Below are 25,329 nucleotides of genomic sequence, written 5' to 3' on the forward strand. Positions count from 1 at the left end.
GAATTTGTTTTCTTAATTGGCGTTCTACTTGCTTGATTCGTTAAACTTAGCCAATCAAGTTATCAAAACTCTCAAACACTTGCGGGCACTTCATTACTCGCCCATGACCTTGGCCTTGAGTCGCGATCAAAGTAACGCGACCCATTTCATTAGCTGCACGCTGAGACACATCAAACTTAGTAAACTTGTCTTGCTCGTCATGAACAATGATCGTTTGAGACTCACGAAGCGCTAGCTTTCCATATGGATCCACAGACTGAATTGGGTAGTTAAACTGCTCTTCTACTTCTCCAACTACCGCCTCAAACAGTTTCATTGAGTAACCTGAACGCGCAACGCTGCCAAATAGGTTTTCTAGATAATCCAGTACAGGTGCAATCAGCAATAATGGCTTGTTTTCCAATTTAACGTGCTTGCATTCCAACGCAGAAGCGGTACCCATACTGTGACCGACCAAACCAGCTACCTCGCCCACCGAATCAAGAATGGCTTCAAGGCCGTTCACAAACGCAGGGATATGACCATGTACGCCATCGCTGCCACCATGAGCAGGATGATCGTAAGCCAAAGCCGTAAAGCCTTTAGCGGCGATATGTTCCATTAAAGGGAAGAACTGACTCGCAGTGCCAGACCAGCCATGAGTCAGCACCCAAACAGGACCCGTACCCAAAGAATAGGTTTTTAAAACACCATCACGGCCTTTAATTTCACTCTTAATCAGCCCTTGTGGATCGGCGTTTTTTTGCTCAGTTCGCATTGGAGTAAGGAGTAACTTACGCGCTGTTTTCTTTGCATGGCTCGGCGCAAGAATGTAATGCAGGTTGGTTGTTGCACCAATCAGGCTGCGCTTGAAGCTGAATTTGTTCGATGTATTGAAATAGATTTTGTCACTCATGACCGTTCCTTGTATCGCCATCATCATTGGCGGGTCGAGCTCGGCCCTAAAAAATCGAACGACCGTGCTATTTATTAATATAAAAAATGGCGATAGCGCTTTTTATGACTGCTTGCCGCCACTTCTCTTAAAATCTTTTGCAAACATTAATTAAGCAAGGTCACATGCTTTGCGAGCTCAATGGTTTGCGAACTAAATGATTTGCGAGTTAACCTGCTATATGTATTAAACCGCTTTCCAGCTAGCAATTAAGCGCTCTACACCACTCCAAAAATGGGTATGGCTCGCTTGTTGGCCTCGCAACGAATAGAACAAGTTCGCACTCAAGTAGAGACCGTATAACTCGAAGGTAGCCTGCTTAGGGTCTAAATCGGCTCTGAACTGTTTGCTCTCAACCGCTTTTGCTACCTGAATCGTCAAGTAATCAATCCACACTGAAATGGTTTTCTGCAATGCCTTCTGAATCACAGAGGTTTCACTGCCAGCGTCTTTCCATGCGTCAATAAACATGCAGCTGCCTTGGAATGAATGATTCCAACCCAGCCAGTTATCGAGCAGTTGTTTAAGCTTGGCTTCAATATCACCGTCACCGAGCTCTCTCGCCGGAATGATAACTCTTTCAGTGAATATGGCGTTGGAATATTCGAGTACAGAGAGTTGCAGGTTCTCTTTAGAGTTGAAGTGCGCAAACAAGCCACTCTTAGACATGCCACACTGCTTGGCTAGCTCGCCAATCGTCAAACTCTCAAGTCCATTTTCACTCGCAAGCGCGAATGCATGGCTCAAAATATACTCTTTAGTTATCTTTCCCTTGCTCATTATTCACCAATAATAAATCTGATACGTTACTTTTAGCACGTTCGTTCTTTTTTTCAAAGTTTTTTACTTAACTCTTGGTATTCATTTTGTCTTCTCAAAGAATTGTGGAAAAATGCGACAGTATTCAAAGGATATTGAAGTCGGCTAAATTTAAGGAAAAATAATGGACACACTTAGGGAACAGTTTGCGTTTTCGGCCTCAGTAACAGGCCCTATCTGTTTAATGCTGTTTCTTGGTGTGATACTCAAACGAATTGGACTGATCAACGACAACTTCATTGATGTCGCCTCCAAAATTGTTTTTCAAATCACCTTACCTGCGATGCTGTTCTTGAGTATTGTTCAGTCCGAACATAACTTCTCTGCCAGTAGCACCTTAGTGTTATTTGCTCTAGCTGCTAACTTCGCCTTTTTCTTAATTGCTACTCTATCCACCAAGCTGTTGTTTAAAGAGTCGAAGGACCAAGGTGTTATCATCCAGGGTGGATTTCGGGCTAATACTGGCATCATAGGTTTAGCGTATGTAGCCAATATCTACGGCAACCAAGGCGTGGCACTGGCCGCTATCTATGTCGCATCAATTACAGTGCTCTACAATATCCAAGCGGTGATTGCCCTAACTCCCAAGGGGACAGATACCGGCAATAAAGCCATTCAAGCAATCGCAAAGTCGATAACCAAGAACCCTCTTATTATCGCCATTTTCCTCGGCGTTTTCTGTTACGCATTGTCTATTCCAATCCCTAAAATGGTCACTGACGCCGGGCAATACTTGGCAAAAATGACCTTGCCTTTGGCTTTACTTTGTACAGGCGGCTCATTGGATATCAGCTCTCTCAAACAAGAGAGACTCGCGACTTGGTTTTCCTCAAGTTACCGATTAATTGTTTCCCCCTTACTTATCACATTAGCAGCATTGGCCTTAGGCTTTGAAGGTCTCGATCTGGGCCTAGTTTTCCTGATGAGTGCTGCACCAACCGCAGCCGCGAGTTATGTCATGGCACGTGCAATGGGCGGAAATGCAACGCTTGCTGCCAATATTATCGCGCTCACAACTATGGGTTCGCTTATCACTTGTACACTTGGCATCTTTGCGCTTACTGCAATGGATTTAATATAGCTGCGACAGGCTTCAAAAAACCAACACAAGCCTTGAAACAAAGGTCATAAGCCTTGATTTAGGACTAACTAGTTGGGCATAAAGACTGCTAGATTTCGTAAAAATTTTACTAAGAGATCTGATATGTCTTCCGTTCAACATACGCCTTCACAGCACATCGCCAGTATCGAGTTAGGCCGAGTGATTGCTATCTTGGCGATCATTGGTTTACACGGTCAAATGGCACTCACTTATTGGCAAATAGATGAAGTGCCTTGGATCGGTTATGTACTCAACCAAACTGCTCGTTTTGCGGTGCCTTTGTTTTTCCTAATTTCCGGTTATCTTATTCAGCCCAAGCTAACTGCATCCCCGTGGCAAACCGTCATTAATTACTCCAAACCACTGCTTAAGGTTTGGTTGGCATGGAGTATCATTTGCTTAGTGATGCCATTCAACCTCGCAAAGGTAGAAGAGTTTGGCTACCTAGGTGAGCGCCAAGGTTACTGGGGCTTTTTGATGAACACTCCACTTAACTCTTTCTTAGAGGGCGGATTGGTGCATTTGTGGTTCATTCCAGCCCTTGTTTGCGCAGTGTTGATCATCGCTTTATTGGTTGAATTGAAGCTCAATAAACTTCTATTGCCGATCGCTATTGCGCTCTATGGCTACGGTGCTTTGGCAGGAAGCTACGCAACGCTAACCGGATTAGAAGCCCCCTTCTTCACGCGCAATGGTCCGTTCTTTAGCACTTTACTCGTTACCGCTGGTTTTCTGATTCGCCAACACCAATGGCACCTATCATCAGCAAAAGCGTTGGGGTTAGTCGCTGTGGGAATGATCATCCATTTTTCAGAAGCAGCATGGTTAACCCAGTTTGATATCGCCTTTAATATTCACGATTTCTTATTTGGTACGGCTTTATGGGGGATTGGTGTGTTCATGTGGCTTTTAGCAAATCCAAACATCGGCAATTACGCTTGGGTTCGTGCCATTTCAAATCGCATGCTGGGTATCTACGTAAGCCATTTACTGATCATTATCGTATTGTTCAATGTCTGTGGAATCTTAGGCATTACGGAATTGGCAAAAGACGTTACGGTATTTTTTGGCACCGTATTGTTGAGCTTTGGGTTGGTTGCTGGAATCGAGAAAACGCCACTGCGACACGTGCTGCTTCGCTAGGGCGTGTTGACCTTTCGCGGTTAAATTTTGTTCGGATGGGGACGCCTAGTCAAAAGCGTTTTAATCGCGGCGAGGGAGAAATAGCCTAGTCATTCTAAGCAAATCTCCCTCAACAAAGAGTAAAACGCTTTTTGCGGGGGCACCCAGCTCGAACCCTTCGGGCAGCGTTTGCTGGTCATTTCTACTACGTTATCGGCTTCTCATGTAGGCTAGCTACACATCGATGCCTCTGCCTTGTATAAATACCCAGCAACTCGCTGCAAAAATCAGCTCAAAAGATCAACACGCCCTAGTGTTTGTGCCTAAAACTATCCGCTAAATCAGTTTTAAAGAGCCACAAAAAAAAAGGCAAGATAACTGAATATCTTGCCTTTCTTTCATCATATTAGAACTGAGACTCTCTCTCGTGAGGTGTTATCGGAACGCCATCGCGCCTTTACCTACCCCTTCATAAGCCACAATTTGTAGTGATTGGTTTTCTACCAAACTTGGGGTTACTTGATCCGCAATGTAGCCTGCCAGTAATTCCACCGTGGTATCGGTTGGTAAGATTTCCGTTTCGCTCTTAGCAATCGCTAGCTCAAATTCGCCTTGTGGCGCTGTGTAGCGGAAGCCATAGTGACTTTCATCATTAACACTGTTCGCTTGTTCACTCAGGTTAAGTGATGAAACTGAAACTTGGTCTTCTTTAGAGCCTAAGTAAATATCTTCCCAGCGCTGAGCAAACGCCTGCTCGCGTTGTTCATCACGTTGACCATCAACCACAATTTCGACAGGAGAACGGTGACCATGTGCGATGCGCTGGCAGTTACCGTCGTGCTTTTTCAAGCCATGGGTATAGTGGTAAAACGCACCATTAATGTTTTCATGGCGAAGGGTGATCTCTAACCCTGTGACGTTACTTGGTAGGTTATCGCGAAGAATATGATAAACATGAGCGGTCACACTCTCGATGGTGACCGCTTCAGCATCAATCAAACAGTATGCTTCATCAGGGCAGTGCAGGTGCAGGCTTTTATCACCACGCAACACATCCACCTTAGAGTAACCGGCTTTGCTCGCCTGATACACGATTGCAGCGCTTTTCATTGGCAGCAGTAAGCGGTGGTCAACATGTTGATCAACCAGCTGTTTGATCTGCTTTTTGACCTTACTAAAATCCAGCACCATGCTCATTTCATTAAGTTCACCAGACATGGTGACATCTAAAATCCAACTATCTCCTACGACCCCTCTGTGCTCACAGATGTATGAAGAATCGATAACGGTAAGGTCTCTTACAAATAGGTTCAAGTTGAACTCCTTAATACTTTAATGAGATACGGGAGGCTGAATAATGTTCAGCAGGCACTTCGTCTCATTGGTGTCTAGATAAAATAGGACGGGCAGGATGTTACAACGAGCTTATAAAGTCCACCTTTTTACACCCTCTTCCGATAAAAGAACAAACTACATACAATTTCCGCTAAAACATAGACCAGCCTGATGCGAATAGCCATAAACCGAGTGGGGGAGTGCCTGGCGCTTCACGACACATTTTGCTTTAGCCAAAGGCGCGGCGACACACCCGTAACATGTTGAAAGGCACGTGAGAATCCTGAGTAGCTGTTGTAACCCACTTCATCAGCGACCCAATTGATCGGCTTATTTTGCAATAACAGAGATTGAGCCACTGATACTCGCCACTTTTGCACATAATCTCCCGGCGTTTCACTCACTTCTCGTTTAAATGCTTCAATAAACTGAGTACGAGACATCGCGGCCAATGACGCCATTTCGGCAATCGAGTAATGACGAGCGGGTAATCGATGAATGGCCGTCACTACAAAAGCCAATCGAGGGTGTGCAAGAGCCGAGAAAACACCGCTATCAATTTTCTGTTGCTCAATAAGATGACGAAAAATCAAAGCCATCAAAGCGTCACTCAACTTGTCCATTAAGTACTGCTGCCCCGACGATTCTTGGCTCGACTCGTTAGATAACACTTCGATCACTGGCATTAAGTTAGGTGCGTCCACAAACGGAATCACTATCACATCAGGAAGCGCAGACAACAATGGGTTCATCTGTCCTGAGCGATACTCTACGTTCGCACATACGACCTCCGCGCCGTCTCCCACACCTTCAATCGCATGTGGTGTGCTATTCGGCAGATAAACAATACAAGGTTGCGACAGTTGCCTGTGTTCCGTGTGAGCACTAGACAAGCTCAACTCCCCCGCACTCAGTACATGAAGGTGCCCCTCTTTACCTTGTTGCGCGTTAAATGACGACACCCCACACAAGTTCCCTGAATAGAAAACGCCTGTACGTATCGAGAAGTGTTCCATTAATTGTGAAAGCAGATCCATGCACCCTCCGAACGATTCGCTTAGTTTTTAGTTCTTTTGTCCCTCTATAGACCGGACGAGTGAGCTAATTTATTTCATACAAGTTAACTAATACTGACAAGGAACTTGATATGTCACATTTGAAATCGACCAGCCAAAAAATCACTCTAATGACCGCGTTATTAGGTGCCAGCTTTTCCATCATGGCAGCCGACCTTGATATGAGCGTCGACAGCAATGACCTCGCGATTAAAGGTTATGACCCTGTTGCTTACTTTGCCAATGAAGGACCAGTAAAAGGTACATCAGAGTTCACAGCGACCTATAAGAATGCGATCTATAACTTTGCGAACAGTGAAAACAGAGATGAATTTCGAGCCAATCCAGAAGCCTATGCTCCTCAATATGGCGGTTACTGCGCATTTGGTGTGGCAATGGGTAAGAAGTTTGAAACTGACCCTCTCGCTTGGAAGGTGGAAGATGGGAAGTTGTACTTGAACTTAGACAAATCGGTTCAGAAACGCTGGTTAGAGAATACCCAAGAATTCATCCAAGATGCCGACAGCAATTGGACCACTATAAAAACGGTTGAAGCCTATAAGCTCTAGATAAATTGCCACTACCCTCCCTTCTATAAACGGAAGACCTCTGTCTTCCGCTTTTCCCAATATCAAATAACCATATTCAATACGCAGCATCTTACGACGCGAATCCAACCTATTTTTATTCTATAATCATGGAAGATAAGCTTTTCATTTCATGGAAGAATAATGATATTACCTAGGATTTTGGTACTTGGACTCTGTCTATTTTCAGCCCTCTCTTATGCGACTCCGTGGCAGTTCGTCAAAAGTGAAAATGGCATCACCATTCATAAGCGCAATCATGGGAATGGTCTTGTTGAAGTTCGAGCCCAAATGCAGGTCGAGACGAGCTACTCAGGTTTTCTCTTATTGTTGGAAGACAGCGATAACGTGCCGAATTGGATCGACAATGTGTCGCACAGTGAAGTATTAATGCAGATCTCTAGTAATGAGAATATCGTCTATACCCAGTTCAAAGCTCCTTGGCCAGCTCGTGACCGTGATATGGTGACGTATTCGAAATATGAAGTAGAAGACGGTCAATTCACCTTAACCATTAAAGATGCATCCAATTACTTGGCTAAAGAGTCTGGGTATATTCGAATCAACGAGGTCGATGCGCTTTGGGTTTTACAGCCTCTAACCAATGGCCTGACTCACATCACTTATACGGCATATGCGAATGCGGGCGGTATCCTGCCTGACTGGTTAATGAACCGCTTATCAGCTAATAACGCATTCAGTACCTTCAAAAAGCTTAAAGACCAGCTTCCAAAGTACCAAGGGCAACAGCACCCTAATCTCGACAAATAACTCAACATCAGGTTTGGCTGCAGTTGTAGAACGGTTAATTTCGTCTCGCTAGGTCACGCGCAAGAATCAATGCTAAACCAAAGATCTGAAGAAAGAGCGCGATATTTTTATAGAGGGTCATCTGCTCTTCAAGAGCTTGGAGGAGTTCAGATAAGGTTAGATTATCAAGGTAGAAGTCATCGATGCGTATGCGTTGCGATTGCTGAGCTTGGTTAATCAGCATCATGATCTGAGAAAGGTTTTCGACAGTAATCTCTGGAACTTCGCCACTGACCCACGCACCAAGCTGACCGCGCCTCGCTTCTTCTAATTCCGGCGTCACCGCCGAACTTGAAGAAGTACTAATATCCATGTGCAGCAACATAGATTCACGCTTACGTTCTAAGGTTTCAATCGTATTCCAAGCCAACTGAATCGAGTAGACATTGCCCTGTTGGCGCTCTCGATACTGGGCTTGTTCAACCACCATTTTGTCGAGCACTAGGCTCGACACAACAATGGCCAGAATATTCAGCACTAAACCTGTTAATACAATCATCCATGGTGGAGGGAGGCGTAGCGCCATGCTTGTCCTTACATAAGCTTATCAAACGGGAGATAAATCAAGTTTAGAACAACTAAAGACACCATGCTGGCAAAGGTCAAATACATGCCTTGCTTTCTTCCCTTCAGGCTACGAACAAGAATGCTTTTTCCATGAATAATACGACCAGCAACAAAAGCAATACCAATAACGTGAATCAGCCATACATTGGCGCCGTTGAACTCTAGCAACGCCATCAGTATCACGGTAATCGGAATATAGTCCATTGCGTTACTTTGAGCGGAACGAGCCACTTGTAACGATTCAACACCACCATCTGCGTGTGCTACTTGATTCTTTCTTCTTTGCTTAATCACTTCAATGGAAAGCCATAACATGACTAACGTAAGCAACGAAGCATATAACGCTGTAACCATTATCATTTCCTACTGGTTAGTTTATTCGGCGGACTACCTCAACGTATCTGTATTCAGAAAACAAGGAGCATTCACGCCCGCACATGTGTAAGAGATCTCTCACAACAAACGTAAGAGATTACAATCAAGCTTCGCAGAAAAATCCTAGATTACAAACCCAAGCCCTTGTTTTGTATGAGTCCGCACAGTTTTGCTTAGCTTTGCCTTCAGATTATTTACTTGAGGTAGATTGTCGGAGAAGCCTCCAGAGTGTTTAATATACATGTCGACAGGGAGTTGGCAGGAACAGGAAAAAGCCTAATGGATTAGGTATCTTCAGGACGAAGATTTGATGACTTCGGATGAGTTATCAGCAAGGAAGTTATACTCTAGGATAGAGTCACTTATCAGGATGATGAGTTAGTAAGGACACCGCTAGGACGGCGATGAATTGGATAGGTTAAAGGATTTAGCCAAGTCAAGGAACGATGCAGGGAGCATGCGTTACCTTATTGAAAAATAAGTAACAACGTTAGTAGCAGGATGGCTACGAAAAAGAACAGAACCCGTTTGGTGAAAGCCAAACGGGTTTTCCTTTTTCTAAAGCTTATAAAGATTCAGAAATCGGGCTATAGGATGATGTTCATCAAGAACATCGCGCCAAATGCGTTCAGTACCGAAATCGCGATCATCACTGGGATGTAACGACCTTCAGTTCCGATTGGCCCCATGATACGGCCCATGTATTGCACTTGAGAACCCATCAGGTAGATAGCTGGCGCCAAAATAGCAATGTGGTTGCCGTTCAAGATGCCTTGGTCAAACAACGTGATAACCACACCTACTGCGCCACCCATCGACATCCACGCGCCAATCAACACCGCTGCCGCTTCACCTGGTAAACCAAATACCGCCATGATTGGAGCAAATACGCTGCCCATCAGATCCAACGCGCCCGTAATCTGCAATGCCTTGATAATCACAAACGCCATCAGAACATTTGGCACGGTCGAGGTGGTCGCAATAACCCAGCCTTTCTTGGCACCTTCAACGAAAATATCAGTAACCATAGGTTTCTTTGCTTTAACTTCGCTCATTATGCTACTTCCTCTTCCAGTTTTTGTTCTTTGTCTGATTTTGGTTTGTCTTCTTTGCCTTCAGTAATATTTAGGTAAATGCGGAATAGGTTCGCGCCAACAAACTTGAAGATGAACATCACTGCCACAGCAAGACCAATTGACGAGGTTACTGCCAAAGAGCCATCCATCGCGGTTAGAGTGAACAACACGGCACCCGACGAGAAGAAGTTAACGATCGCGGCACCCGCGGTGAACTGGAACATCGTAAAGACATCGGTTTCACGCTTAGTTAAATGCCCTTCGTCTTTTAGCTGACGCGTCATCGCTGCACCCGCATCAGTACTTTGCAGAGAAGCAATCAATGCCAAGCCAGAGTTACCCGGAATACCCATCAGAGGGCGAAGTAGAGGTGTCAGCAGTTTGCGAGCCGCATCCAGCGCACCATAGTGCTCAAGTACGTTGATCATACCCAGTGCAAACATCACGGTCGGAATAAGTGTCAAAGCAAAAATGAAACCGTCGCGAGCACCACTACCACCTTTACCACGCAATGACGTCGTTGCCGCTTGAATACCATCAGCCGTTTCACTCACATCGTAAGCGACCTTACCGAATGAACCGTTGAGCGTTGTAAAATCGAACACTCCATACCATTCATTGGACTGCATTAAGCCTGAAAAGAACACAATCGCGAATGCGAGTGCGATATAGCTACCGATCGTGACTTTACGATCGGTTTTGGTTGGATTCGTCATAAGGACCTCTATACATCTCGTTTATGTGGAACAGAACACGTATAGATAGTGCAAACTAATGAGCAAAAGGTTAATGACCAAAATCAAATAGCGTATCGGTTTGAATAAAAGAAGCACAACAACATATAAAACTGTGACTTGGATTTAAAAGCAGGACCATACGCTAAATAAATTAGAATATTTCACATACAAAACTAAACAAACCTTGCTTCAACACCGCAACCAAAAACGCACACAATCAACACACAACTCTGGCTTCTAGTGAGAGTTTTTACCTAATCAGATCTCTGATAATGATGTAAGTGATCTCTTACATGGTGTTTTGTTTAATTTTAATTCAATTATAATACAGAGACTTAAAGAGTGAGTTCGCTTCCAAAGTGCAACCGTTTGCCCTTAGTTGATTGAGTTTTGAGCCTAGCGAAAACGGTGAGCCCGTTTATAAAGAATTTGAGCTTGATTCGAAATTTCAGCCCTCAGAGGTGCTATAGACTTCGCGCAGCCAATATTGAAGGAAAACGGTGATTACAATGGAAATGAGAACGCTTAAATATCAAGTAATGGGCAAGGGCATGTGGATCACTGCAACGGTATCTCGCGCAGTAGCGGACAAACTGGCGCTGGAATACCAATCCTACGGCTGGCCTGTTGAAGTATGTGCTGCAGAACAAACACTGACGTTTGATCTCAATGCTGCATAATATTGGCAATTTCGAATAAGCTCTATCGGCAGTGAATCCGGTAGGGCTTTTTCTTTAGGCTTTGAGTTCTCAAGACAGTAATTTTGAGCATGTAAGACCATATTTCGTTCACATCACAGTCTATTGCTTTCACTATAATCTATTGAATTATTAAGATATCTATCACACTCCACATGGTTATTTAGGTCTACGCTTTTACGCGTGTTAATAACTTATTAACTTTGGAGCGTAATTCATGTTAGGTATCCAGCTTCCTGCTGTTCTCTTTTTATTCTTCTTTTCTTCAGTAACAAGTGCGGCTACCTCTCAGTTAGGAGAGCCTCTCAAGCTAACTAACTCATTTGTCGGCTACCTATCACTGACCATTTTCGTTATCGCCTACATTGTGGTAATGATGGAAGAGTACCTAAAGCTCCGAAAATCCAAGCCAGTGCTACTTGCGGCTGGCCTGATTTGGATAATCATTGGTTTTACCTACCAAGAACACAACCTCGTTGAAGTCGCTAAACAAGCGCTCGAACACAACTTACTTGAATACGCCGAGCTATTACTTTTCCTACTCGTCGCTATGACTTACATCAGCGCCATGGAAGAGAGAAGACTGTTTGATGCGTTGCAAGCGTGGATGGTCGGCAAAGGCTTTAACTTCCGATCTCTGTTCTGGCTAACCGGTATTCTGGCCTTCTTTATCTCACCTATCGCAGACAACCTCACGACAGCTCTATTGATGTGTGCCGTGGTTCTGAAAGTCGCAGGATCCAACCCTAAATTCGTTAACTTGGCCTGTGTAAATATCGTAATAGCCGCTAACGCTGGCGGCGCATTCAGCCCATTCGGCGACATCACAACACTGATGGTGTGGCAAGCTGGTTATGTGAGCTTCAGTGAGTTCATTCCTTTATTTATTCCTTCAGTGATGAATTACCTCGTCCCTGCACTGATCATGTCTTACTTTGTTCCAACAACCCAACCCGATACGGTGCATCAACACGTTGAATTAAAACGTGGTGCAAGACGCATCGTGTTCTTGTTCATCATGACGATAGCCACTGCGGTTGCTTTCCATGCCGTACTCCACTTCCCTCCGGTCATGGGGATGATGATGGGGCTGGCGTATCTACAGTTCTTTGGGTATTTCTTGCGTAAGACCTTACCTAATTCACTGGCCAAGAAAAAAGCGGTGGCGATTGCCAATAATGATGAGGGGGCATTAAAGAGACTCGGTTCTGTTGTGCCATTTGATGTATTTCGAAGAGTGTCGCATGCCGAATGGGACACGCTGTTGTTCTTCTACGGTGTGGTGATGTGTGTCGGTGGTTTGAGTCTGCTTGGATACTTGGAACTTGCCTCTGGCGTGATGTATAGCCAATGGGATCCTATTTGGGCCAATATCATGGTGGGGATCTTATCTGCGATTGTCGACAACATTCCGGTGATGTTTGCCGTGTTATCCATGGAGCCGCAAATGTCGATGGGCAACTGGCTACTGATCACCTTAACTGCAGGCGTTGGCGGCAGCTTGTTATCTATTGGTAGTGCAGCAGGTGTCGCATTAATGGGAGCGGCACATGGTAAATACACCTTTTTTGGCCACTTGAAATGGATGCCAGTAATCATGATTGGATATGCCGTCAGTATCGCCGCCCACTTATGGCTAAATGGTGGGCTTTTCTAATTCGATGCTCCTTTCAAAGGTTGTTCAACACGTGTCCAGACGTTGCTTAACTGCATTGCTGGACACCGATTGCAGGTTAGCACCTCGCCTTCGTGTTGTATTCGCATTACCAGTCCAGAATCTGATCGGCTATTCGCTGAATTCAACTTAATGTTGAGCAAATCACCTTCGACACTATAGGTTCGAGTCACGGAATTATCCGTTGTTTGATAAGTCACTTGCCCAGATTCAAAAACTAGAAAACTGTCATTATCTGCGTTCTCATACATACCTTTGAACAGAACAAGCTGTGGTACTTCGAAGGGACGACTGGTATCGGTTAAACAACCGGCTAGCAATAGCGCGCTACTGCAGCCAATTATCAGAGAGTGATGGCTATTCATTTGGGCATCCTTGCCTAGAGAACATAGTCAAAGAATATGCAACCAAATCGACATTTTCCAGAAAGCGTTGATTTTAATGCAAAGTCACATTTTAAGAACCACTAGCCTTCACCATTGAGTAGTACGTGATCTTCAGCCAGCATCGCGACAGGCTCGTTGCCAAATCGCTTACTAGTCTTGATCTCTGCCCTCTATCACCAATAAGCGCTGTTTGCGTTCTACACCACCCGCATAACCCGTCAGCTTGCCATTTTTGCCAATCACACGGTGACACGGCACAATCACAGAAACCGGATTTTTACCATTCGCTAAGCCAACAGCACGAACGGCTTTCGGATTACCTATCGCATCAGCCAGTTGTGCATAGCTCCAAGTCTCTCCATAAGGAATGGTCGTCAGCGCCTGCCAAACCGACTGCTGAAATGGCGTGCCCTTGGCTGCGATAGGCACAGAAAATTGGATAGTTTCACCTGAGAAATAGCGATTAAGCTGCTCGATTGCCACTACAAAGATCGGAAAGCTATCATCTTGAACACCTAACTGTTCCGGCTTAGTGGTGTGTGTTTCAAACCACAGGCCTAGCAACCCTTGATCGTTCGCCTGTAAAGTCACGGTTCCCAATGGACTCTCATAATAAGTAAATCGGTTAGCCATAATATCTCCTAGCTTGGTATTTCAGATGTTTGTGGATTGCTGATGTTCGTGGATAGCTATTTCTATTAAGACTGATTCCAACAGTGGAACGTCGCGTAACTACCCCAAGGCGAAACACTCTCTATATTGATGGTGGGGCGATGCTCAATAAACTTCTTCACCACTAAATCGCCAACCAACAGATGGTTAGGCTCACTTAAACCACGAAGCAGTGCATATTGAATCGTCCAAGGCCCAATGCCTTTTAGCGCAATCCATTTAGAAGGATGCTCAGCTTCATTGTCGACCATGTATTCAGCAAAACGCTTTAAGGTCTCTTTGCGGCTTCCCGGCATTCTCAAGAAGCTCAAATCAGCCTTCGCTATCTGTTGCGGCATGGGAAAGCTAACCTCCTCATGTGCTTCAGAAAGCTCTTTGACCAATAAATTGAGCTGACCAATTGCAGCGGTTACCGAGACTTGCTGCCCCAAAATCGCTCTCACTCCGGCTTCCCAAGCACTCCACACGCCAGGAATACGGATACCACTCTTAGCGACCAAGTTAGGATCGATCGTCGCAAAGAAAGTCTCGACCTTTACAATATCGACATCAAGATCGAACATACGTCGGATATTCGTAATCAAACTTCTTAATTGGCTTATATCATCCAACTCAAACTCAATATCTAAGCGGTTCTCTTTGGCTAAAGTCGCCTTGAACCACCCCTTCGCTCCGTTCACATTCACCGTGCGCTTATAACAATCTTCGCCAACCTCTTCTAAGCCTTCAATCATTCTTCGTCGATAAAAACCCAACAAGTGCTTCCAGTCTAAAGGCCCATTAAAACCAAGCTGAATATGATTACTCAGTGTGTCACTTGGCTTCGTTCGTCGAATTTGGCTCGGCGAAAGCTGCAACTCTTTTTGGAAAGCATCGTTAAAGCGACGTGTGCTATTAAAGCCACTCGCAAAGCCGACATCAGTAATGCTCATACTGCTGGTATGTAGCAACTGTTTGGCGAACATCAATTGGCTATAAAGGCTGTACTGCTTGGGTGACACACCGATGTAATTGTTGAATAAGGTCCGTAAGTAACGATCGGAAATACCTAACCGCGTTGCAAGGTCAACGATAGATCTTGAATTCAGCGCGCCGTTATCAATCAACTGCATCGCACGTAAAAAAGTGGTTTCAACGCCCTTCCATGCCGGAGAGAAAGGCGCACTGTCTGGTCGGCAACGCAAACAAGGACGATACCCCGCTTTCAATGCTTGAGCTTGATGAGAAAAATATTCGACGTTTTCTTCTTTGGGCGGGCTTGCTGGGCAAATCGGACGACAAAAAATCCCTGTCGTTTTCACTGCTGTAAAAAACATACCATCAAAGCGAGCATCTCGCGCATATCGAGCCAAATGGCACTGCTCACTCGTTAAGGTACTATTGTGATGAATATTTTTCGACATTCTGTGCTCTTCCCATTTGCCATAGCTTTTGTTCCTATAACTAAAAGTTTACCGTGAACCAGCATCATCGCTAGCCACTTTCGGAAGCGAAGGTTAGATAAATCACAAAAAAGGGTTTTAATTTTATTCAATTCGACTAAATTTAATCTTGAGAAGAAATTCTTCTCACAACGTCAACGATAGGTACTTAGCACACCAAGATGCAGAGACCGATCGAATATAAAAAGGAAAAGGCTATGGTTCTACACACATGTCGTATTGTTTTATCAAACCAACAGGTTCTCACCAGTCAATCAGTCGAGCAATCTCTGAGCTTTCTTGAAGACAAAGCGGACAACGGGATTTCTATGATTGAGATTGACGCAACGGATGGCCACACAATCCATTCGTACATGTCACACTCTCTCGAAGAGTCTATTGAGAATCTAATGAACCTATAAGTGTGTTAACACTATAGAGCCTTTAAATAGGGCTAGGTATACCAGGCTTAAACGATTTTATTTGAATTAGAAACGATCTCTAATTCAAAAAAGAAGTACATCTCTGGTTTAAAACAAAAATGGCTCCCAACTATACAACTAGTTAGGAGCCATTTTTTTATCTCGTCAACAAAGCATATTGCTGGCTGCGCGTGCTATTACTCTGGCGTCTGTTCAGCGGCTTGTTGCAGCGTGTAAGCGGTCGATGGGTCAATCTCATTAACCAATTTCTCAACCTGCATGATCGCATCCACCGAGGTGCTGCTTTTGCGGTAGCTCAGATAAATTGGGCGATACCAGTCTTCAACCCCTTTCACCTTGTGCAGCTGACCCGAATCGATAAAAGGTTCGACTAGAGAAACCGGAAGATACGCACTACCGCCTTTCTCTAAAATGAAATCGAGGGCAATACGCGCTGTAGAGGTACGAAGATAAGGTGCCGGAACTTTAGGGTGACGTTCTGCGTGTTCTGAACCGAAGCGCGTTCCCCAATCAACATACACATATTTATGTTGGAATACCGATTCCAGATCATCTTGCTGTGTTGATACTAACACCAAAACCAAATCAGCCACTTTTTTACAGTTCAGCTCTTCCGCTTTGATCTGATCGAACGCGAACGCCATATCTAAAGTTCGTTCTAACAAGTTTCGGTTCAGTTGCTCGCGTCCCATCACCTCTGCCATAAAGCCGTAACCACCAAAAGAGTCGGTCACCACACTTAAACAGTTTTGTAGATACGCATCCCAAATATTCGGCGTGCCACCCAGCGTTAACTGCAAGGCTTTACCACTCTCTAACGACAGCTCAAATTTGGCTTGTTGTAGGGTGGACACCATCACTTCGGCATAACCAATCAAACGTTCACCGGAAGATGTGAGTTTAATGTTATTGCGATCACGAATGAAGAGTTGAGTATCAAAATAGCCTTCAAGCTGTTTGATCCGCGCACTCACCGCCGCTTGTGTTAAATACAAGTTTTCAGCTGCACGCCCAAAATGGCGCACCCTTGCAACCTCAAGAAAGGTTCTAAATACTTTCACATCCATCAAATACATCTCTGTAATAAATCTGCTAACTAGCCGATCTAGGATTGTTTATCGTAAAGGCAAAAACGTTTTGTTTCCTATTTTAGCCTTTTAACAATATTTTCGCGTGAACAATAAACACTAATTTCTATCTAACCACATTACTGAGGCTGATATGTCTGAGACCGAATTCCGACACGGAAAAAAACGTTTTTATGACACCATTAAATTCCCACGAGGGTTCGCTAAGTCGGGTGATTTTACTCTTTCAGAAGAGGAAATCCTAACCTTGTTTGGTGACACTATGCTTGCACTTGAAACTGGTGAACTAGCACCAATCAATGCAGAAGAAAAACACTTCATTAAAGTGTTATCTCACCCTCATAAGGCAAAGTCCAAGTTAGAGCGTGTTTGGTTGAAGTACATTCAACTGGCTCGTGGACGCCGTCGCTTTCATACCCTAAACGGCTGCAAACGCGGTGAAGTGCCTAGGGAAGAATACGAAAGTGAGTTAGTGTTAGAAGATTAGTAAAACCGCTCAAAGTGATTCCTCATCACTTTGGGCTTTTTTTGCCTTCGAACACACATCTTCATTGTAATTGATAAGTTTAGCCAAACTGTCCATTTTTACCAATATTTATATATAATTCATAGTGATAGCGTGAATAAAACACGGCTCTTTCTCAATATCCTAGGGATTCATCCCAATGATATTCATCGTTCTTTATCCCGCTCCCGTCTTTTATCACGATAGCACCTCATTGCCATCATTATTTTCTAGCCTCAACTATACTTTCAAAGCTTGTTAATACGCCGAAGTATATCAAAACCTCAATACCTATTAATACGTAGAAACACCGTCCCTTTCAGGCGCTGAATTAGATCAATATTGCTCTATATGACAAACGTATTAATCTTGTTTAACGTAACTAAATATCCATACAATAATTGTGCAATTTTGATAGTTCCAGTCACACATATGACGAAAAAAGCAAAAACTTGACCTAAAACAATAGCGGAACTCGACAACTTATTTTATAATGCGAATTAATGTTTCAGAACACTATAAAATTTTATTTCTAGGGGCAAAATCAATGAGACTTATTCCATTAAGCAACAAAGCAAAAGTAGGTAAATGGGCTGCTCGTCATATCGCAGATTCTATTAACAAATTCGCGCCAACTGCTGAGCGTCCATTTGTACTAGGTCTTCCTACTGGTAGCACACCTCTAACTACTTACGCTGAGCTAATTGAACTTTACAAAGCTGGCGAAGTTAGCTTCAAGCACGTTGTAACATTCAACATGGATGAGTACGTTGGTATCGACCCTAACCACCCAGAGTCTTACCGCACTTTCATGCACGAGAACTTCTTCAACCACGTTGATATCCAAGCAGAAAACATCAACCTGCTAGACGGTCAAGCTGAAGACATCGATGCGCACTGTGCAGCATACGAAGAGAAAATCCGTTCATACGGCAAAATCAACCTGTTCATGGGCGGCGTAGGCATCGACGGTCACATCGCATTCAACGAACCTGGTTCTTCTCTATCTTCACGCACTCGTATCAAAACGTTAACTGAAGACACTCGTATCGCGAACTCTCGTTTCTTCGATGGCGACATCAACCAAGTTCCTAAATACGCACTAACTATCGGTGTTGCTACTCTTCTAGATTCAGAAGAAGTAATGATCCTTTCTCTAGGCCACAACAAAGCTCAAGCGCTTCAAATGGCTATCGAAGGCTCTGTAAACCACATGTGGACTGTTACAGCTCTACAGATGCACCGTAAAGCGATCATCGTTGCTGATGAGCCAGCTCAACAAGAGCTAAAAGTTAAGACTCTACGTTACTTCCAAGAGCTAGAAGCTGAGAACATCCAAGACCTATAATCTCAGGTTTTGTTGAAACAAAAAGCCACATAATGTGGCTTTTTTTGTACCTGAAATTCGCGGTCAAGGTACAAAACTACCCAGCGATTAAAACAAAAGGTGCAGATAGTAATCGACATAAGAATCATCAATTCGTGTCATGCTTAGCTCGAAAGAAATAGTAGAGCTGGAGTGAATACAAAAAAGCGATTTCTCAAGCTAGAGAAACCGCCATCAATTTAAGTTTGGAATGAAACAAACGAGCAAATGCAAGATATGTATGTGAAGGCTCGACACAGTGAACGAAGAATAGAAAGCTAAGAACTCAGCGCGTTATCTCGGCACAAGGTAGTGATAATGTCAGTGATAGCTAAAACGATCGTCGACTTCACTTTTTGATTATGTCGCCCCAAAAACATTTCAAGCATTGGACCAGACATGGTCTCCACCATCTCCGCATCATATTCAATTGGCATAATACGCTGAATCGCGTGTACCTTATTAAGCTCAAATATAATGTCGACTTCTGTGAAACTGGTGTCGTCACCCTGTATTTTCGCCCACTCTTTCAAGGTAACGAAAACCTCTAAATCGTCATAAAGCTCTTTACTGATGACACCAAGCCCTAATAGTAGCTTAGCGCGAATCATAATCTCGCCTAACGGGCCACCGCTGTTAAGAAGAGGTTCTACAACAAACTTAATTGCAGTATCGTCTTTCTTGAAGATATTCTTTAATACGGCATCTACCGTGTCATCCAATGCATCGTAAGCAGCCATTAGGCAGGCGCCAGCACTCTCAGCTTCTGATAGGGCTTCAAGTAATTCAGTTTCATGGCTAGTTTGTATTGGCATAACGGCTCGGCAATAAGAAAGTGCCACCGGGGTGGCACTTTGATGATTTATCATTTCAATGCTAGATAAGCTTGTTCCGCTAGTTTAACAACTTCTGAGTCGATATTCAGCTCAGAATAATGCGCTAATGTCTCAGCAAAACCTTTTTCTGCGAACATTGCCTGAAGTTCAACCGCTTGAGGGTCATCTTCATTCTTATAGTGGAACGCAGCTGCGATCGCTTTTACAAGGTGCGCATTAGGAAGACCGTATTCTAGCGTACCGTTCAATGGCTTGACTAGACGATCTTGTGGGCTCAGCTTACGAATAGGCTGACGGCCAACACGGTCAACTTCATCACGTAGGAACGGGTTAGCAAAACGACCAAGAATTTTCTGGATGTATGCCGCGTGCGCTTCAGGATCAAAGCCGTAGCGCTTAATCAGAACAGCACCGCTTTCTTCCATCGTTGCTGTTACTTCAGCGCGGATTTTGTCGTCTTCGATAGCATCTTTGATTGTCTCGTGACCCGCAAGCACACCAAGGTATGCCGTTACCAAGTGACCTGTGTTCAGCGTGAACAGTTTACGCTCAACGAACGCCATTAGGTTATCAGTGCATTCCATACCAGGGATGTTTGGAATATCACCTTTGAATTGTGTTTGGTCTACGATCCACTCGCTGAACGTTTCAACCGTTACTGCAAGAGGGTCTGTTTCGCCCGCTTCTGCAGGTGGAACAATGCGGTCAACCGCAGAATCAACAAAGCCAATGTGCTCTTCAGTGAACGCTTTCATTTCATCAGAAAGGTGCTCTAGAACCGCTGCTTTTAGTTGGCTAGTACCGCGAACCATGTTCTCTGCCGCGATGATGTTCATTGGCGCCGTGTTGTTTGCTGCTGCACGCTTTTCGATACCTTGAGCAATAGATTTAGAAATGATTTTAAGAACCGTTGGGCCAACTGCTGTCGTCACAATGTCAGACTCAGCAATGCAATCTACCACAGCGCTTGTTGCTGAGTTTACTGCTGTCACGTTTTTAACGGTTTCAACAACGCACTCTTCACCAACAATCTTCACTGGGTATTCTTGGCGTTCAATTAACGCGTTAACAACCGTTTCATTTACGTCAGCAAAAGTAACCTTCATACCAGCGTCAGAAAGAAGTTTACCAATGAAACCACGACCGATATTACCTGCACCAAAATGTAACGCTTTCATAATTTTGACCTTATAAATATTTGAATCTAGATAGCTAACTGCTCAACAACATGCCTGATGATTAACTAGAGACATTAAGCAGTAAGCTATTCAGACTGAATCTTGTTAAGACAGATTTAGACCGAAAATGAGGCCAGTAGGGGGATACCGGCCTCCTTCACTTAGGAGCTTGACTAGAGCTTTTTAGTTTCCGTTGAGAATACGTAGAACATCAGCAGGGTTTGTTGTGTTCTGTAGGCATTCCACAGCGTCTTCATCATCAAGTGAATTGGTAATAGCCATCAGCACCATGTTGTGCTCATCGCCTTGTGCGGCAATACCGATAACCATCTTCGCGATATCGTCTTCATCTTCGCCCCACTGAATACCTTCAGGGTACTGACAGAATACGATGCCGGTTTTTTGTACGTACTGTTTTGCTTCGATTGTGCCGTGTGGTACTGCGATAGACTCACCTAGATAGGTAGACACAAGCTCTTCACGAGCAAACATGCCGTCTACGTATTCTGGAGATACGTTGCCCAGTTTGACCAGTTGCTCACCAGCGAACTTGATTGCGTCTTCTTTTTGAGTCGCTTTAAGGCCAAGGAAGATGCTGTCATTAGTCAGTGCAAGCTTGTTGCCTTCTTGTGCTGGAGCCGCTGCAGGAGCCGGAGCTTCTACTTTTGCTTCACCACTTTGAGCGTCGGTAAGCTCTGTAACTAGCTGGTCGTATACACCGCCGTCTAGGAAGTTGCTTAGAGACATGTGCATTGCACCTGGTACGGTGTTACGAGCACGGTCTGTTAAGTCTTTATGCGTGATAACAATTTGCGAATCAGCTGGTAGGTTGTTGATTGCGTAGTTGGTTACCGTGATATTTAGGCCCGCTGCATCTACTTTCTTACGCAGTAGACCAGCACCCATTGCACTTGAACCCATACCCGCATCACACGCTACGTATACTGCTTTCACGTCAGCTAGGTTGATGTCTGCACCCGTTGCTGCACCTTTAGAAGACGCTTTCATGTCTTTCATTTGCGCTGATGCTTTCTCTAGTGAATCTTCCTCATCATCTTGCGCTGATGTTTTAAGAAGGATTGACGCTACAACAAACGATACTGCCGTTGCTGCGATAACCGATAGAATCACGCCGATGTAAGAGCCTTTTGGTGTCATCAACAGAATCGCGAAGATAGAACCAGGAGACGCTGGAGAGATTAGGCCAGAGCTGAACATTACGTTAGTGAATACACCAGCCATACCACCTGCGATTACCGCTAGGATTAGACGTGGGTTCATTAGAACGTATGGGAAGTAAATTTCGTGGATACCACCTAGGAAGTGGATGATAGATGCACCCGCAGCAGATTGCTTCGCACTGCCTTTACCAAATACCATGTAAGCAAGTAGTAGACCTAGACCAGGACCTGGGTTCGCTTCAATTAGGAAGAAGATAGAACGACCGATCTCTTCAGACTGCTGAATACCTAGTGGAGAGAAAATACCATGGTTGATTGCATTGTTTAGGAATAGGATTTTCGCCGGTTCTACAAAGATAGAAGCAAGAGGTAGTGCACCCGCTTCAACCATCACGTTAACGCCAGCTGCTAAACCAGAAGACAGAACTTTCACAGCAGGACCAATCACGATGAACGCGATGATCGCGCAGATCATGCCGATGATACCAGCAGAGAAGTTGTTCACTAGCATTTCGAAACCACTCTTCACTTTACCGTGAATAGCTTCATCGAATTTCTTGATTGCGATACCACCTAGTGGACCTACAATCATTGCACCCATGAACATCGGGATGTCAGTACCAACGATAACACCCATTGTTGTGATGGCACCCACTACCGCACCACGGTCACCACCAACCATTTTACCACCGGTGTAACCAATCAATAGTGGCAGCAAGTAAGTAATCATAGGGCCAACCATTGATGCTAACGTTTCGTTAGGCCACCAACCTGTTGGGATGAATAGTGCTGTAATGAAACCCCACGCAATGAATGCGCCGATGTTTGGCATTACCATATTGGATAAGAAACGACCAAAATTTTGAACCTTGATCTTCGCTTCTGGTGATAACATAGGTAGAACCCCGTAGTGTATTGGTTGGTCAAATGACCGAAAATGTGTGCTCAAAAGTTGATTGAAATGTATCACAACATTTCCAAAATGCACCCCAAGCCAATTTTCGTGATAGCAATCACACACAAAAAACACTTAGGGGTTACTGGGAACGATTTAGATCACAAAAACGCCATGAATTAAAATTACAAAGCAAAATTAACGATAATAAATCTCATCTACACAAGATCTAGATCACACTTATGGATTCAACCATCAAAAATAATTAGTGATACGGATCACACTTAATGAAAGGCACACCTTAAAAACTATAAACCATGTATGAAAGAACGCCATTCCAAGTGTGTTTTCTATGCACCCAGATGAATTTATCTTGTTATTTTGTAATTTAATTACAAAAACAGATTAATGCCTGTTTTTCAAAATTCTGATTTTCCTAGCGCCCAAACTTCAAAATACATGAACAATGAAGGAGCGAAATTGCGTAAAATAGATGTGTTATTCTAGTAATCAGTTCCTTTGTAATTCCTATCCCAACGTTATCCAGTAGCCCAATAACGACTTAAGAGAAGACTATGTCAGACAAGATCTCCACATCGGCTCTCGCTAAACAGAGAGATATAGACGCTAAAACTCTATTCAGTGACCTAAAAACGGCCGGCTATATCGTACGTTCAGAAGACCGCTGGGTGCTGACCGAACGAGGGGAAAGCTTTGGTGGGGAATATGTCAAACACAAAAAGTTTGGTGTCTTCATTGTATGGCCAGAGAAACTGCTCATCGACTTGGACACCTTCTCAGGGCAAACACTAACCGCAACTCAGCTCGGCAATGCCTTTCAACTCAGCGCAAAGAAAATCAACTTACTGCTCAATGAGCTTGGTTGGATCACAAGAGAAGAAGACGGTTGGCACGTTACCTCGACAGGTTTAAAGGCCGGTGGTGAACAGAGAGAAGATAAAGCCACACAAAACTTATTCGTGGTGTGGCACGATTCATTGGTTCGCAATAAACGTTTGAAGCAGTCTGTTGTTGAATTCCTAGGGCATGATGCTGAAAGCCACTCGACCGATGTGTCATTCTCCAGTTTTCGTCAGAAATTCGAGGCGAAGCACCGAAGCTTAGATGGGCATTATGTTCGATCAAAGGGAGAGCTGATCATCGATAACTGGCTTTATATGGCAGGAGTGGTTCATGCGTACGAGCGACCGCTTCCGATATCAAAAGAAGTGATCAGCGATTTTTATCTACCAAGTGGCAAAGTGTACATCCAGTTTTGGGGAACCGATTCCGCGCCAATCGCCGAAGATAAACGTGAAACTACGAGAAAAATCTATGAAGAGCATGGTTTTGGCTTAATCGAAATCACGCCAGAAGATATCCCAAATCTAGACAGCGTACTTCCACCATTATTGCGTCAATATGGCATCAAGGCGTACTAAACGACTGAATCTAGACAATTCAAACCTATTAAGATCACACTTATCGAATCATTATGGACATTATTAACCATAGTGATTTGATATGTTCGCTATTTTTCCCGAGTAACTCTTCTATTATCTTACACCCATCGACTTGAGCTACCGCAGATACTCGATTTCTTGGGGCATGTTCGATAGCCATTTAAGCGTTCAGCCTTTTAGAGGCTGACTGTTCTAGAAACGACTTCTATAGAGATCTAGCCTAAATGCGTTATCCGTTTATTGTTGACGTTACCGAACATAAAACCCTACAACATTTATATTGATAGATATTAGGATTCAACATGACTCATCCAATCATTTCAGATCTAAACACTCGCTACACAGCTAAAAAATACGATGCAGAAAAGCGCATCTCTGCGGAAGACATGGAAGTAATCAAAGAAGCACTTCGTTTGTCAGCTTCTTCTATCAACTCTCAGCCTTGGAAATTCATCATCATTGAGAGCGACGAAGCAAAACAACGTTTCCACAACACTTTCGAGAACATGTTCCAGTTTAACCAACCACATGCGAAAGAAGCGTCACACACAATCCTGTTCGCTCACGATCCTAAGTACACTAAAGAGAAATTCGCGAAACGCGCAGATACGGAAGTAAGCTCTGGTCACCTACCTGCTGAAATGTATGAACAGTTTTTAGGTGCTTACGCATTCGCAGAAATGAACACTGACGAAACAGGTTTCAACGGTAACTGGACTAAATCTCAAGTGTACATTGCACTGGGTAACACACTGCACACACTTGCTCGCCTTGGTATCGCTTCAACTCCAATGGAAGGTGTAGACGCGGCTATGATCAGCGAAGAGTTTGCTGATGAGCTAGAAGGCCACGTTGTTGATGTAGCACTAGCTATCGGTTACCACAAAGACGGCGAAGACTACAACCACGGTAAACCAAAAGCGCGTTTAGCTCTTGATGAAGTCGTGACTACGCTTTAAAAACTAACAAATAAATTGCACTGCTTTATTTGGCCAGACTCTTG

Annotated in this window: 26 protein-coding genes; 11 read left to right on the forward strand and 15 right to left on the reverse strand. The window is 44.1% G+C overall.

What is annotated here, in order from left to right; all coding sequences use genetic code 11:
- Positions 1-46: 46 nt before the first annotated feature.
- Positions 47-895, reverse strand: a complete 849-nt coding sequence (locus FTW16_RS22940; RefSeq protein ID WP_017065066.1) for an alpha/beta hydrolase — start codon at positions 893-895, stop codon at positions 47-49.
- A gap of 225 nt (positions 896-1,120) precedes the next feature.
- On the reverse strand, positions 1,121-1,714 hold the full coding sequence (locus FTW16_RS22945) for a TetR/AcrR family transcriptional regulator (protein ID WP_008216752.1): 594 nt from the start codon (positions 1,712-1,714) through the stop codon (positions 1,121-1,123).
- A gap of 163 nt (positions 1,715-1,877) precedes the next feature.
- On the opposite strand from FTW16_RS22945, the gene FTW16_RS22950 reads away from it, so the two are divergent.
- Entirely contained in the window at positions 1,878-2,834 is a 957-nt protein-coding gene (locus FTW16_RS22950) for an AEC family transporter (RefSeq protein ID WP_146492581.1), read from the forward strand.
- A 123-nt stretch (positions 2,835-2,957) separates the two neighbouring features.
- Positions 2,958-3,998, forward strand: coding sequence for an acyltransferase (locus FTW16_RS22955; RefSeq protein ID WP_146492583.1), 1,041 nt, complete (start codon positions 2,958-2,960; stop codon positions 3,996-3,998).
- Positions 3,999-4,412: 414 nt separating this feature from the next.
- Here the strand turns inward: FTW16_RS22955 and FTW16_RS22965 are convergent, their stop codons facing one another.
- Both FTW16_RS22965 and FTW16_RS22970 read right to left on the reverse strand, forming a co-directional pair.
- Positions 4,413-5,291 carry a 6-pyruvoyl trahydropterin synthase family protein gene (locus FTW16_RS22965; RefSeq protein WP_146492584.1) on the reverse strand — a complete coding sequence of 293 codons (879 nt, stop codon included), beginning with the start codon at positions 5,289-5,291 and terminating at the stop codon, positions 4,413-4,415.
- A gap of 233 nt (positions 5,292-5,524) precedes the next feature.
- The gene (locus tag FTW16_RS22970; RefSeq protein ID WP_146492586.1) at positions 5,525-6,349 is read right to left on the reverse strand and encodes an AraC family transcriptional regulator; all 825 of its coding nucleotides are present in this window, start codon (positions 6,347-6,349) and stop codon (positions 5,525-5,527) included.
- Between the two features lie 110 nt (positions 6,350-6,459).
- Here FTW16_RS22970 and FTW16_RS22975 point away from each other — a divergent pair, with 110 nt between their 5' ends.
- Together FTW16_RS22975 and FTW16_RS22980 are read left to right on the forward strand one after the other, a co-directional pair.
- Positions 6,460-6,936, forward strand: coding sequence for a YHS domain-containing (seleno)protein (locus FTW16_RS22975; RefSeq protein WP_146492588.1), 477 nt, complete (start codon positions 6,460-6,462; stop codon positions 6,934-6,936).
- 162 nt (positions 6,937-7,098) lie between these two features.
- Positions 7,099-7,725, forward strand: a complete 627-nt coding sequence (locus FTW16_RS22980) for an START domain-containing protein (protein WP_146492590.1) — start codon at positions 7,099-7,101, stop codon at positions 7,723-7,725.
- Positions 7,726-7,759: 34 nt separating this feature from the next.
- Here FTW16_RS22980 and FTW16_RS22985 read toward each other — a convergent pair whose 3' ends face one another.
- The 4 genes from FTW16_RS22985 to FTW16_RS23000 all read right to left on the reverse strand — a co-directional run bounded on the left by FTW16_RS22985 (position 7,760) and on the right by FTW16_RS23000 (position 10,498).
- Positions 7,760-8,290 (reverse strand): DNA mismatch repair protein, encoded by a 531-nt coding sequence (locus FTW16_RS22985; protein WP_146492591.1) that lies wholly within the window; start codon positions 8,288-8,290, stop codon positions 7,760-7,762.
- 8 nt (positions 8,291-8,298) lie between these two features.
- On the reverse strand, positions 8,299-8,685 hold the full coding sequence (locus tag FTW16_RS22990; protein WP_146492593.1) for an MAPEG family protein: 387 nt from the start codon (positions 8,683-8,685) through the stop codon (positions 8,299-8,301).
- Positions 8,686-9,293: 608 nt separating this feature from the next.
- The gene (locus FTW16_RS22995; RefSeq protein WP_004737023.1) at positions 9,294-9,761 is read right to left on the reverse strand and encodes a YjiG family protein; all 468 of its coding nucleotides are present in this window, start codon (positions 9,759-9,761) and stop codon (positions 9,294-9,296) included.
- The gene (locus FTW16_RS23000; protein WP_048610036.1) at positions 9,761-10,498 is read right to left on the reverse strand and encodes a nucleoside recognition domain-containing protein; all 738 of its coding nucleotides are present in this window, start codon (positions 10,496-10,498) and stop codon (positions 9,761-9,763) included. Before FTW16_RS23000 ends, FTW16_RS22995 begins: the two co-directional genes overlap by 1 nt.
- A 530-nt stretch (positions 10,499-11,028) precedes the next feature.
- On the opposite strand from FTW16_RS23000, the gene FTW16_RS23005 reads away from it, so the two are divergent.
- Both FTW16_RS23005 and nhaD read left to right on the forward strand, forming a co-directional pair.
- Positions 11,029-11,199 carry a hypothetical protein gene (locus FTW16_RS23005; protein ID WP_167373185.1) on the forward strand — a complete coding sequence of 57 codons (171 nt, stop codon included), beginning with the start codon at positions 11,029-11,031 and terminating at the stop codon, positions 11,197-11,199.
- 235 nt (positions 11,200-11,434) lie between these two features.
- On the forward strand, positions 11,435-12,874 hold the full coding sequence (gene nhaD, locus FTW16_RS23010) for a sodium:proton antiporter NhaD (RefSeq protein WP_146492594.1): 1,440 nt from the start codon (positions 11,435-11,437) through the stop codon (positions 12,872-12,874).
- Here nhaD and FTW16_RS23015 read toward each other — a convergent pair.
- The 3 genes from FTW16_RS23015 to FTW16_RS23025 form a co-directional block, all read right to left on the reverse strand.
- Positions 12,871-13,257, reverse strand: a complete 387-nt coding sequence (locus tag FTW16_RS23015) for a hypothetical protein (RefSeq protein WP_086714579.1) — start codon at positions 13,255-13,257, stop codon at positions 12,871-12,873. The genes nhaD and FTW16_RS23015 overlap by 4 nt on opposite strands.
- A 171-nt stretch (positions 13,258-13,428) precedes the next feature.
- Positions 13,429-13,911 carry a methylated-DNA--[protein]-cysteine S-methyltransferase gene (locus FTW16_RS23020; protein WP_146492596.1) on the reverse strand — a complete coding sequence of 161 codons (483 nt, stop codon included), beginning with the start codon at positions 13,909-13,911 and terminating at the stop codon, positions 13,429-13,431.
- 65 nt (positions 13,912-13,976) lie between these two features.
- Complete coding sequence (locus FTW16_RS23025; RefSeq protein ID WP_146492598.1) at positions 13,977-15,353, reverse strand: AlkA N-terminal domain-containing protein; 1,377 nt, start codon at positions 15,351-15,353, stop codon at positions 13,977-13,979.
- Positions 15,354-15,589: 236 nt separating this feature from the next.
- On the opposite strand from FTW16_RS23025, the gene FTW16_RS23030 reads away from it, so the two are divergent.
- Positions 15,590-15,793, forward strand: coding sequence for a hypothetical protein (locus FTW16_RS23030; protein ID WP_146492599.1), 204 nt, complete (start codon positions 15,590-15,592; stop codon positions 15,791-15,793).
- Positions 15,794-15,990: 197 nt separating this feature from the next.
- Here the strand turns inward: FTW16_RS23030 and FTW16_RS23035 are convergent, their stop codons facing one another.
- On the reverse strand, positions 15,991-16,881 hold the full coding sequence (locus FTW16_RS23035; RefSeq protein WP_017630336.1) for a LysR family transcriptional regulator: 891 nt from the start codon (positions 16,879-16,881) through the stop codon (positions 15,991-15,993).
- A gap of 154 nt (positions 16,882-17,035) precedes the next feature.
- Here FTW16_RS23035 and FTW16_RS23040 point away from each other — a divergent pair, with 154 nt between their 5' ends.
- Entirely contained in the window at positions 17,036-17,389 is a 354-nt protein-coding gene (locus FTW16_RS23040; protein ID WP_019819999.1) for a DUF413 domain-containing protein, read from the forward strand.
- Between the two features lie 565 nt (positions 17,390-17,954).
- A complete protein-coding gene (gene nagB / locus FTW16_RS23045; RefSeq protein ID WP_008216780.1) occupies positions 17,955-18,755 on the forward strand; it encodes a glucosamine-6-phosphate deaminase in 801 nt (266 codons plus the stop codon).
- Between the two features lie 296 nt (positions 18,756-19,051).
- Here the strand turns inward: nagB and FTW16_RS23050 are convergent, their stop codons facing one another.
- The 3 genes from FTW16_RS23050 to FTW16_RS23060 all read right to left on the reverse strand — a co-directional run bounded on the left by FTW16_RS23050 (position 19,052) and on the right by FTW16_RS23060 (position 22,863).
- Entirely contained in the window at positions 19,052-19,588 is a 537-nt protein-coding gene (locus FTW16_RS23050; RefSeq protein WP_222433371.1) for an MltR family transcriptional regulator, read from the reverse strand.
- 50 nt (positions 19,589-19,638) lie between these two features.
- On the reverse strand, positions 19,639-20,787 hold the full coding sequence (locus FTW16_RS23055; RefSeq protein ID WP_146492603.1) for a mannitol-1-phosphate 5-dehydrogenase: 1,149 nt from the start codon (positions 20,785-20,787) through the stop codon (positions 19,639-19,641).
- Between the two features lie 183 nt (positions 20,788-20,970).
- Positions 20,971-22,863 carry a PTS mannitol transporter subunit IICBA gene (locus tag FTW16_RS23060; protein ID WP_146492605.1) on the reverse strand — a complete coding sequence of 631 codons (1,893 nt, stop codon included), beginning with the start codon at positions 22,861-22,863 and terminating at the stop codon, positions 20,971-20,973.
- A gap of 575 nt (positions 22,864-23,438) precedes the next feature.
- Between FTW16_RS23060 and FTW16_RS23065 the strand changes: the two genes are divergently transcribed.
- On the forward strand, positions 23,439-24,305 hold the full coding sequence (locus tag FTW16_RS23065) for a glycerol kinase (RefSeq protein WP_146492607.1): 867 nt from the start codon (positions 23,439-23,441) through the stop codon (positions 24,303-24,305).
- Between the two features lie 323 nt (positions 24,306-24,628).
- A complete protein-coding gene (locus FTW16_RS23070; protein WP_123285028.1) occupies positions 24,629-25,285 on the forward strand; it encodes an NAD(P)H-dependent oxidoreductase in 657 nt (218 codons plus the stop codon).
- The last annotated feature ends 44 nt before the right edge of the window (positions 25,286-25,329 follow it).

The organism is Vibrio sp. T20 (genome assembly GCF_007858795.1).
Classification (GTDB): domain Bacteria; phylum Pseudomonadota; class Gammaproteobacteria; order Enterobacterales; family Vibrionaceae; genus Vibrio; species Vibrio satsumensis.

What these genes read in the sequence shown, in the direction of transcription:
- FTW16_RS23040 (WP_019819999.1), top strand. Translation starts at nt 17,036, where the DNA reads ATGTCTGAGACCGAATTCCGACACGGAAAAAAACGTTTTTATGACACC.
- nagB (WP_008216780.1), top strand. Translation starts at nt 17,955, where the DNA reads ATGAGACTTATTCCATTAAGCAACAAAGCAAAAGTAGGTAAATGGGCT.
- FTW16_RS22950 (WP_146492581.1), top strand. Translation starts at nt 1,878, where the DNA reads ATGGACACACTTAGGGAACAGTTTGCGTTTTCGGCCTCAGTAACAGGC.
- FTW16_RS23055 (WP_146492603.1), bottom strand. Translation starts at nt 20,787, where the DNA reads ATGAAAGCGTTACATTTTGGTGCAGGTAATATCGGTCGTGGTTTCATT.
- FTW16_RS22955 (WP_146492583.1), top strand. Translation starts at nt 2,958, where the DNA reads ATGTCTTCCGTTCAACATACGCCTTCACAGCACATCGCCAGTATCGAG.
- FTW16_RS22985 (WP_146492591.1), bottom strand. Translation starts at nt 8,290, where the DNA reads ATGGCGCTACGCCTCCCTCCACCATGGATGATTGTATTAACAGGTTTA.
- FTW16_RS22940 (WP_017065066.1), bottom strand. Translation starts at nt 895, where the DNA reads ATGAGTGACAAAATCTATTTCAATACATCGAACAAATTCAGCTTCAAG.
- FTW16_RS23065 (WP_146492607.1), top strand. Translation starts at nt 23,439, where the DNA reads ATGTCAGACAAGATCTCCACATCGGCTCTCGCTAAACAGAGAGATATA.
- FTW16_RS23025 (WP_146492598.1), bottom strand. Translation starts at nt 15,353, where the DNA reads ATGTCGAAAAATATTCATCACAATAGTACCTTAACGAGTGAGCAGTGC.
- FTW16_RS23050 (WP_222433371.1), bottom strand. Translation starts at nt 19,588, where the DNA reads ATGCCAATACAAACTAGCCATGAAACTGAATTACTTGAAGCCCTATCA.
- FTW16_RS23035 (WP_017630336.1), bottom strand. Translation starts at nt 16,881, where the DNA reads ATGGATGTGAAAGTATTTAGAACCTTTCTTGAGGTTGCAAGGGTGCGC.
- FTW16_RS23070 (WP_123285028.1), top strand. Translation starts at nt 24,629, where the DNA reads ATGACTCATCCAATCATTTCAGATCTAAACACTCGCTACACAGCTAAA.
- FTW16_RS23030 (WP_146492599.1), top strand. Translation starts at nt 15,590, where the DNA reads ATGGTTCTACACACATGTCGTATTGTTTTATCAAACCAACAGGTTCTC.
- FTW16_RS23000 (WP_048610036.1), bottom strand. Translation starts at nt 10,498, where the DNA reads ATGACGAATCCAACCAAAACCGATCGTAAAGTCACGATCGGTAGCTAT.
- FTW16_RS22980 (WP_146492590.1), top strand. Translation starts at nt 7,099, where the DNA reads ATGATATTACCTAGGATTTTGGTACTTGGACTCTGTCTATTTTCAGCC.
- FTW16_RS22945 (WP_008216752.1), bottom strand. Translation starts at nt 1,714, where the DNA reads ATGAGCAAGGGAAAGATAACTAAAGAGTATATTTTGAGCCATGCATTC.
- FTW16_RS23060 (WP_146492605.1), bottom strand. Translation starts at nt 22,863, where the DNA reads ATGTTATCACCAGAAGCGAAGATCAAGGTTCAAAATTTTGGTCGTTTC.
- FTW16_RS22975 (WP_146492588.1), top strand. Translation starts at nt 6,460, where the DNA reads ATGTCACATTTGAAATCGACCAGCCAAAAAATCACTCTAATGACCGCG.
- FTW16_RS23015 (WP_086714579.1), bottom strand. Translation starts at nt 13,257, where the DNA reads ATGAATAGCCATCACTCTCTGATAATTGGCTGCAGTAGCGCGCTATTG.
- FTW16_RS23005 (WP_167373185.1), top strand. Translation starts at nt 11,029, where the DNA reads ATGGAAATGAGAACGCTTAAATATCAAGTAATGGGCAAGGGCATGTGG.
- FTW16_RS22995 (WP_004737023.1), bottom strand. Translation starts at nt 9,761, where the DNA reads ATGAGCGAAGTTAAAGCAAAGAAACCTATGGTTACTGATATTTTCGTT.
- nhaD (WP_146492594.1), top strand. Translation starts at nt 11,435, where the DNA reads ATGTTAGGTATCCAGCTTCCTGCTGTTCTCTTTTTATTCTTCTTTTCT.
- FTW16_RS23020 (WP_146492596.1), bottom strand. Translation starts at nt 13,911, where the DNA reads ATGGCTAACCGATTTACTTATTATGAGAGTCCATTGGGAACCGTGACT.
- FTW16_RS22970 (WP_146492586.1), bottom strand. Translation starts at nt 6,349, where the DNA reads ATGGATCTGCTTTCACAATTAATGGAACACTTCTCGATACGTACAGGC.
- FTW16_RS22990 (WP_146492593.1), bottom strand. Translation starts at nt 8,685, where the DNA reads ATGGTTACAGCGTTATATGCTTCGTTGCTTACGTTAGTCATGTTATGG.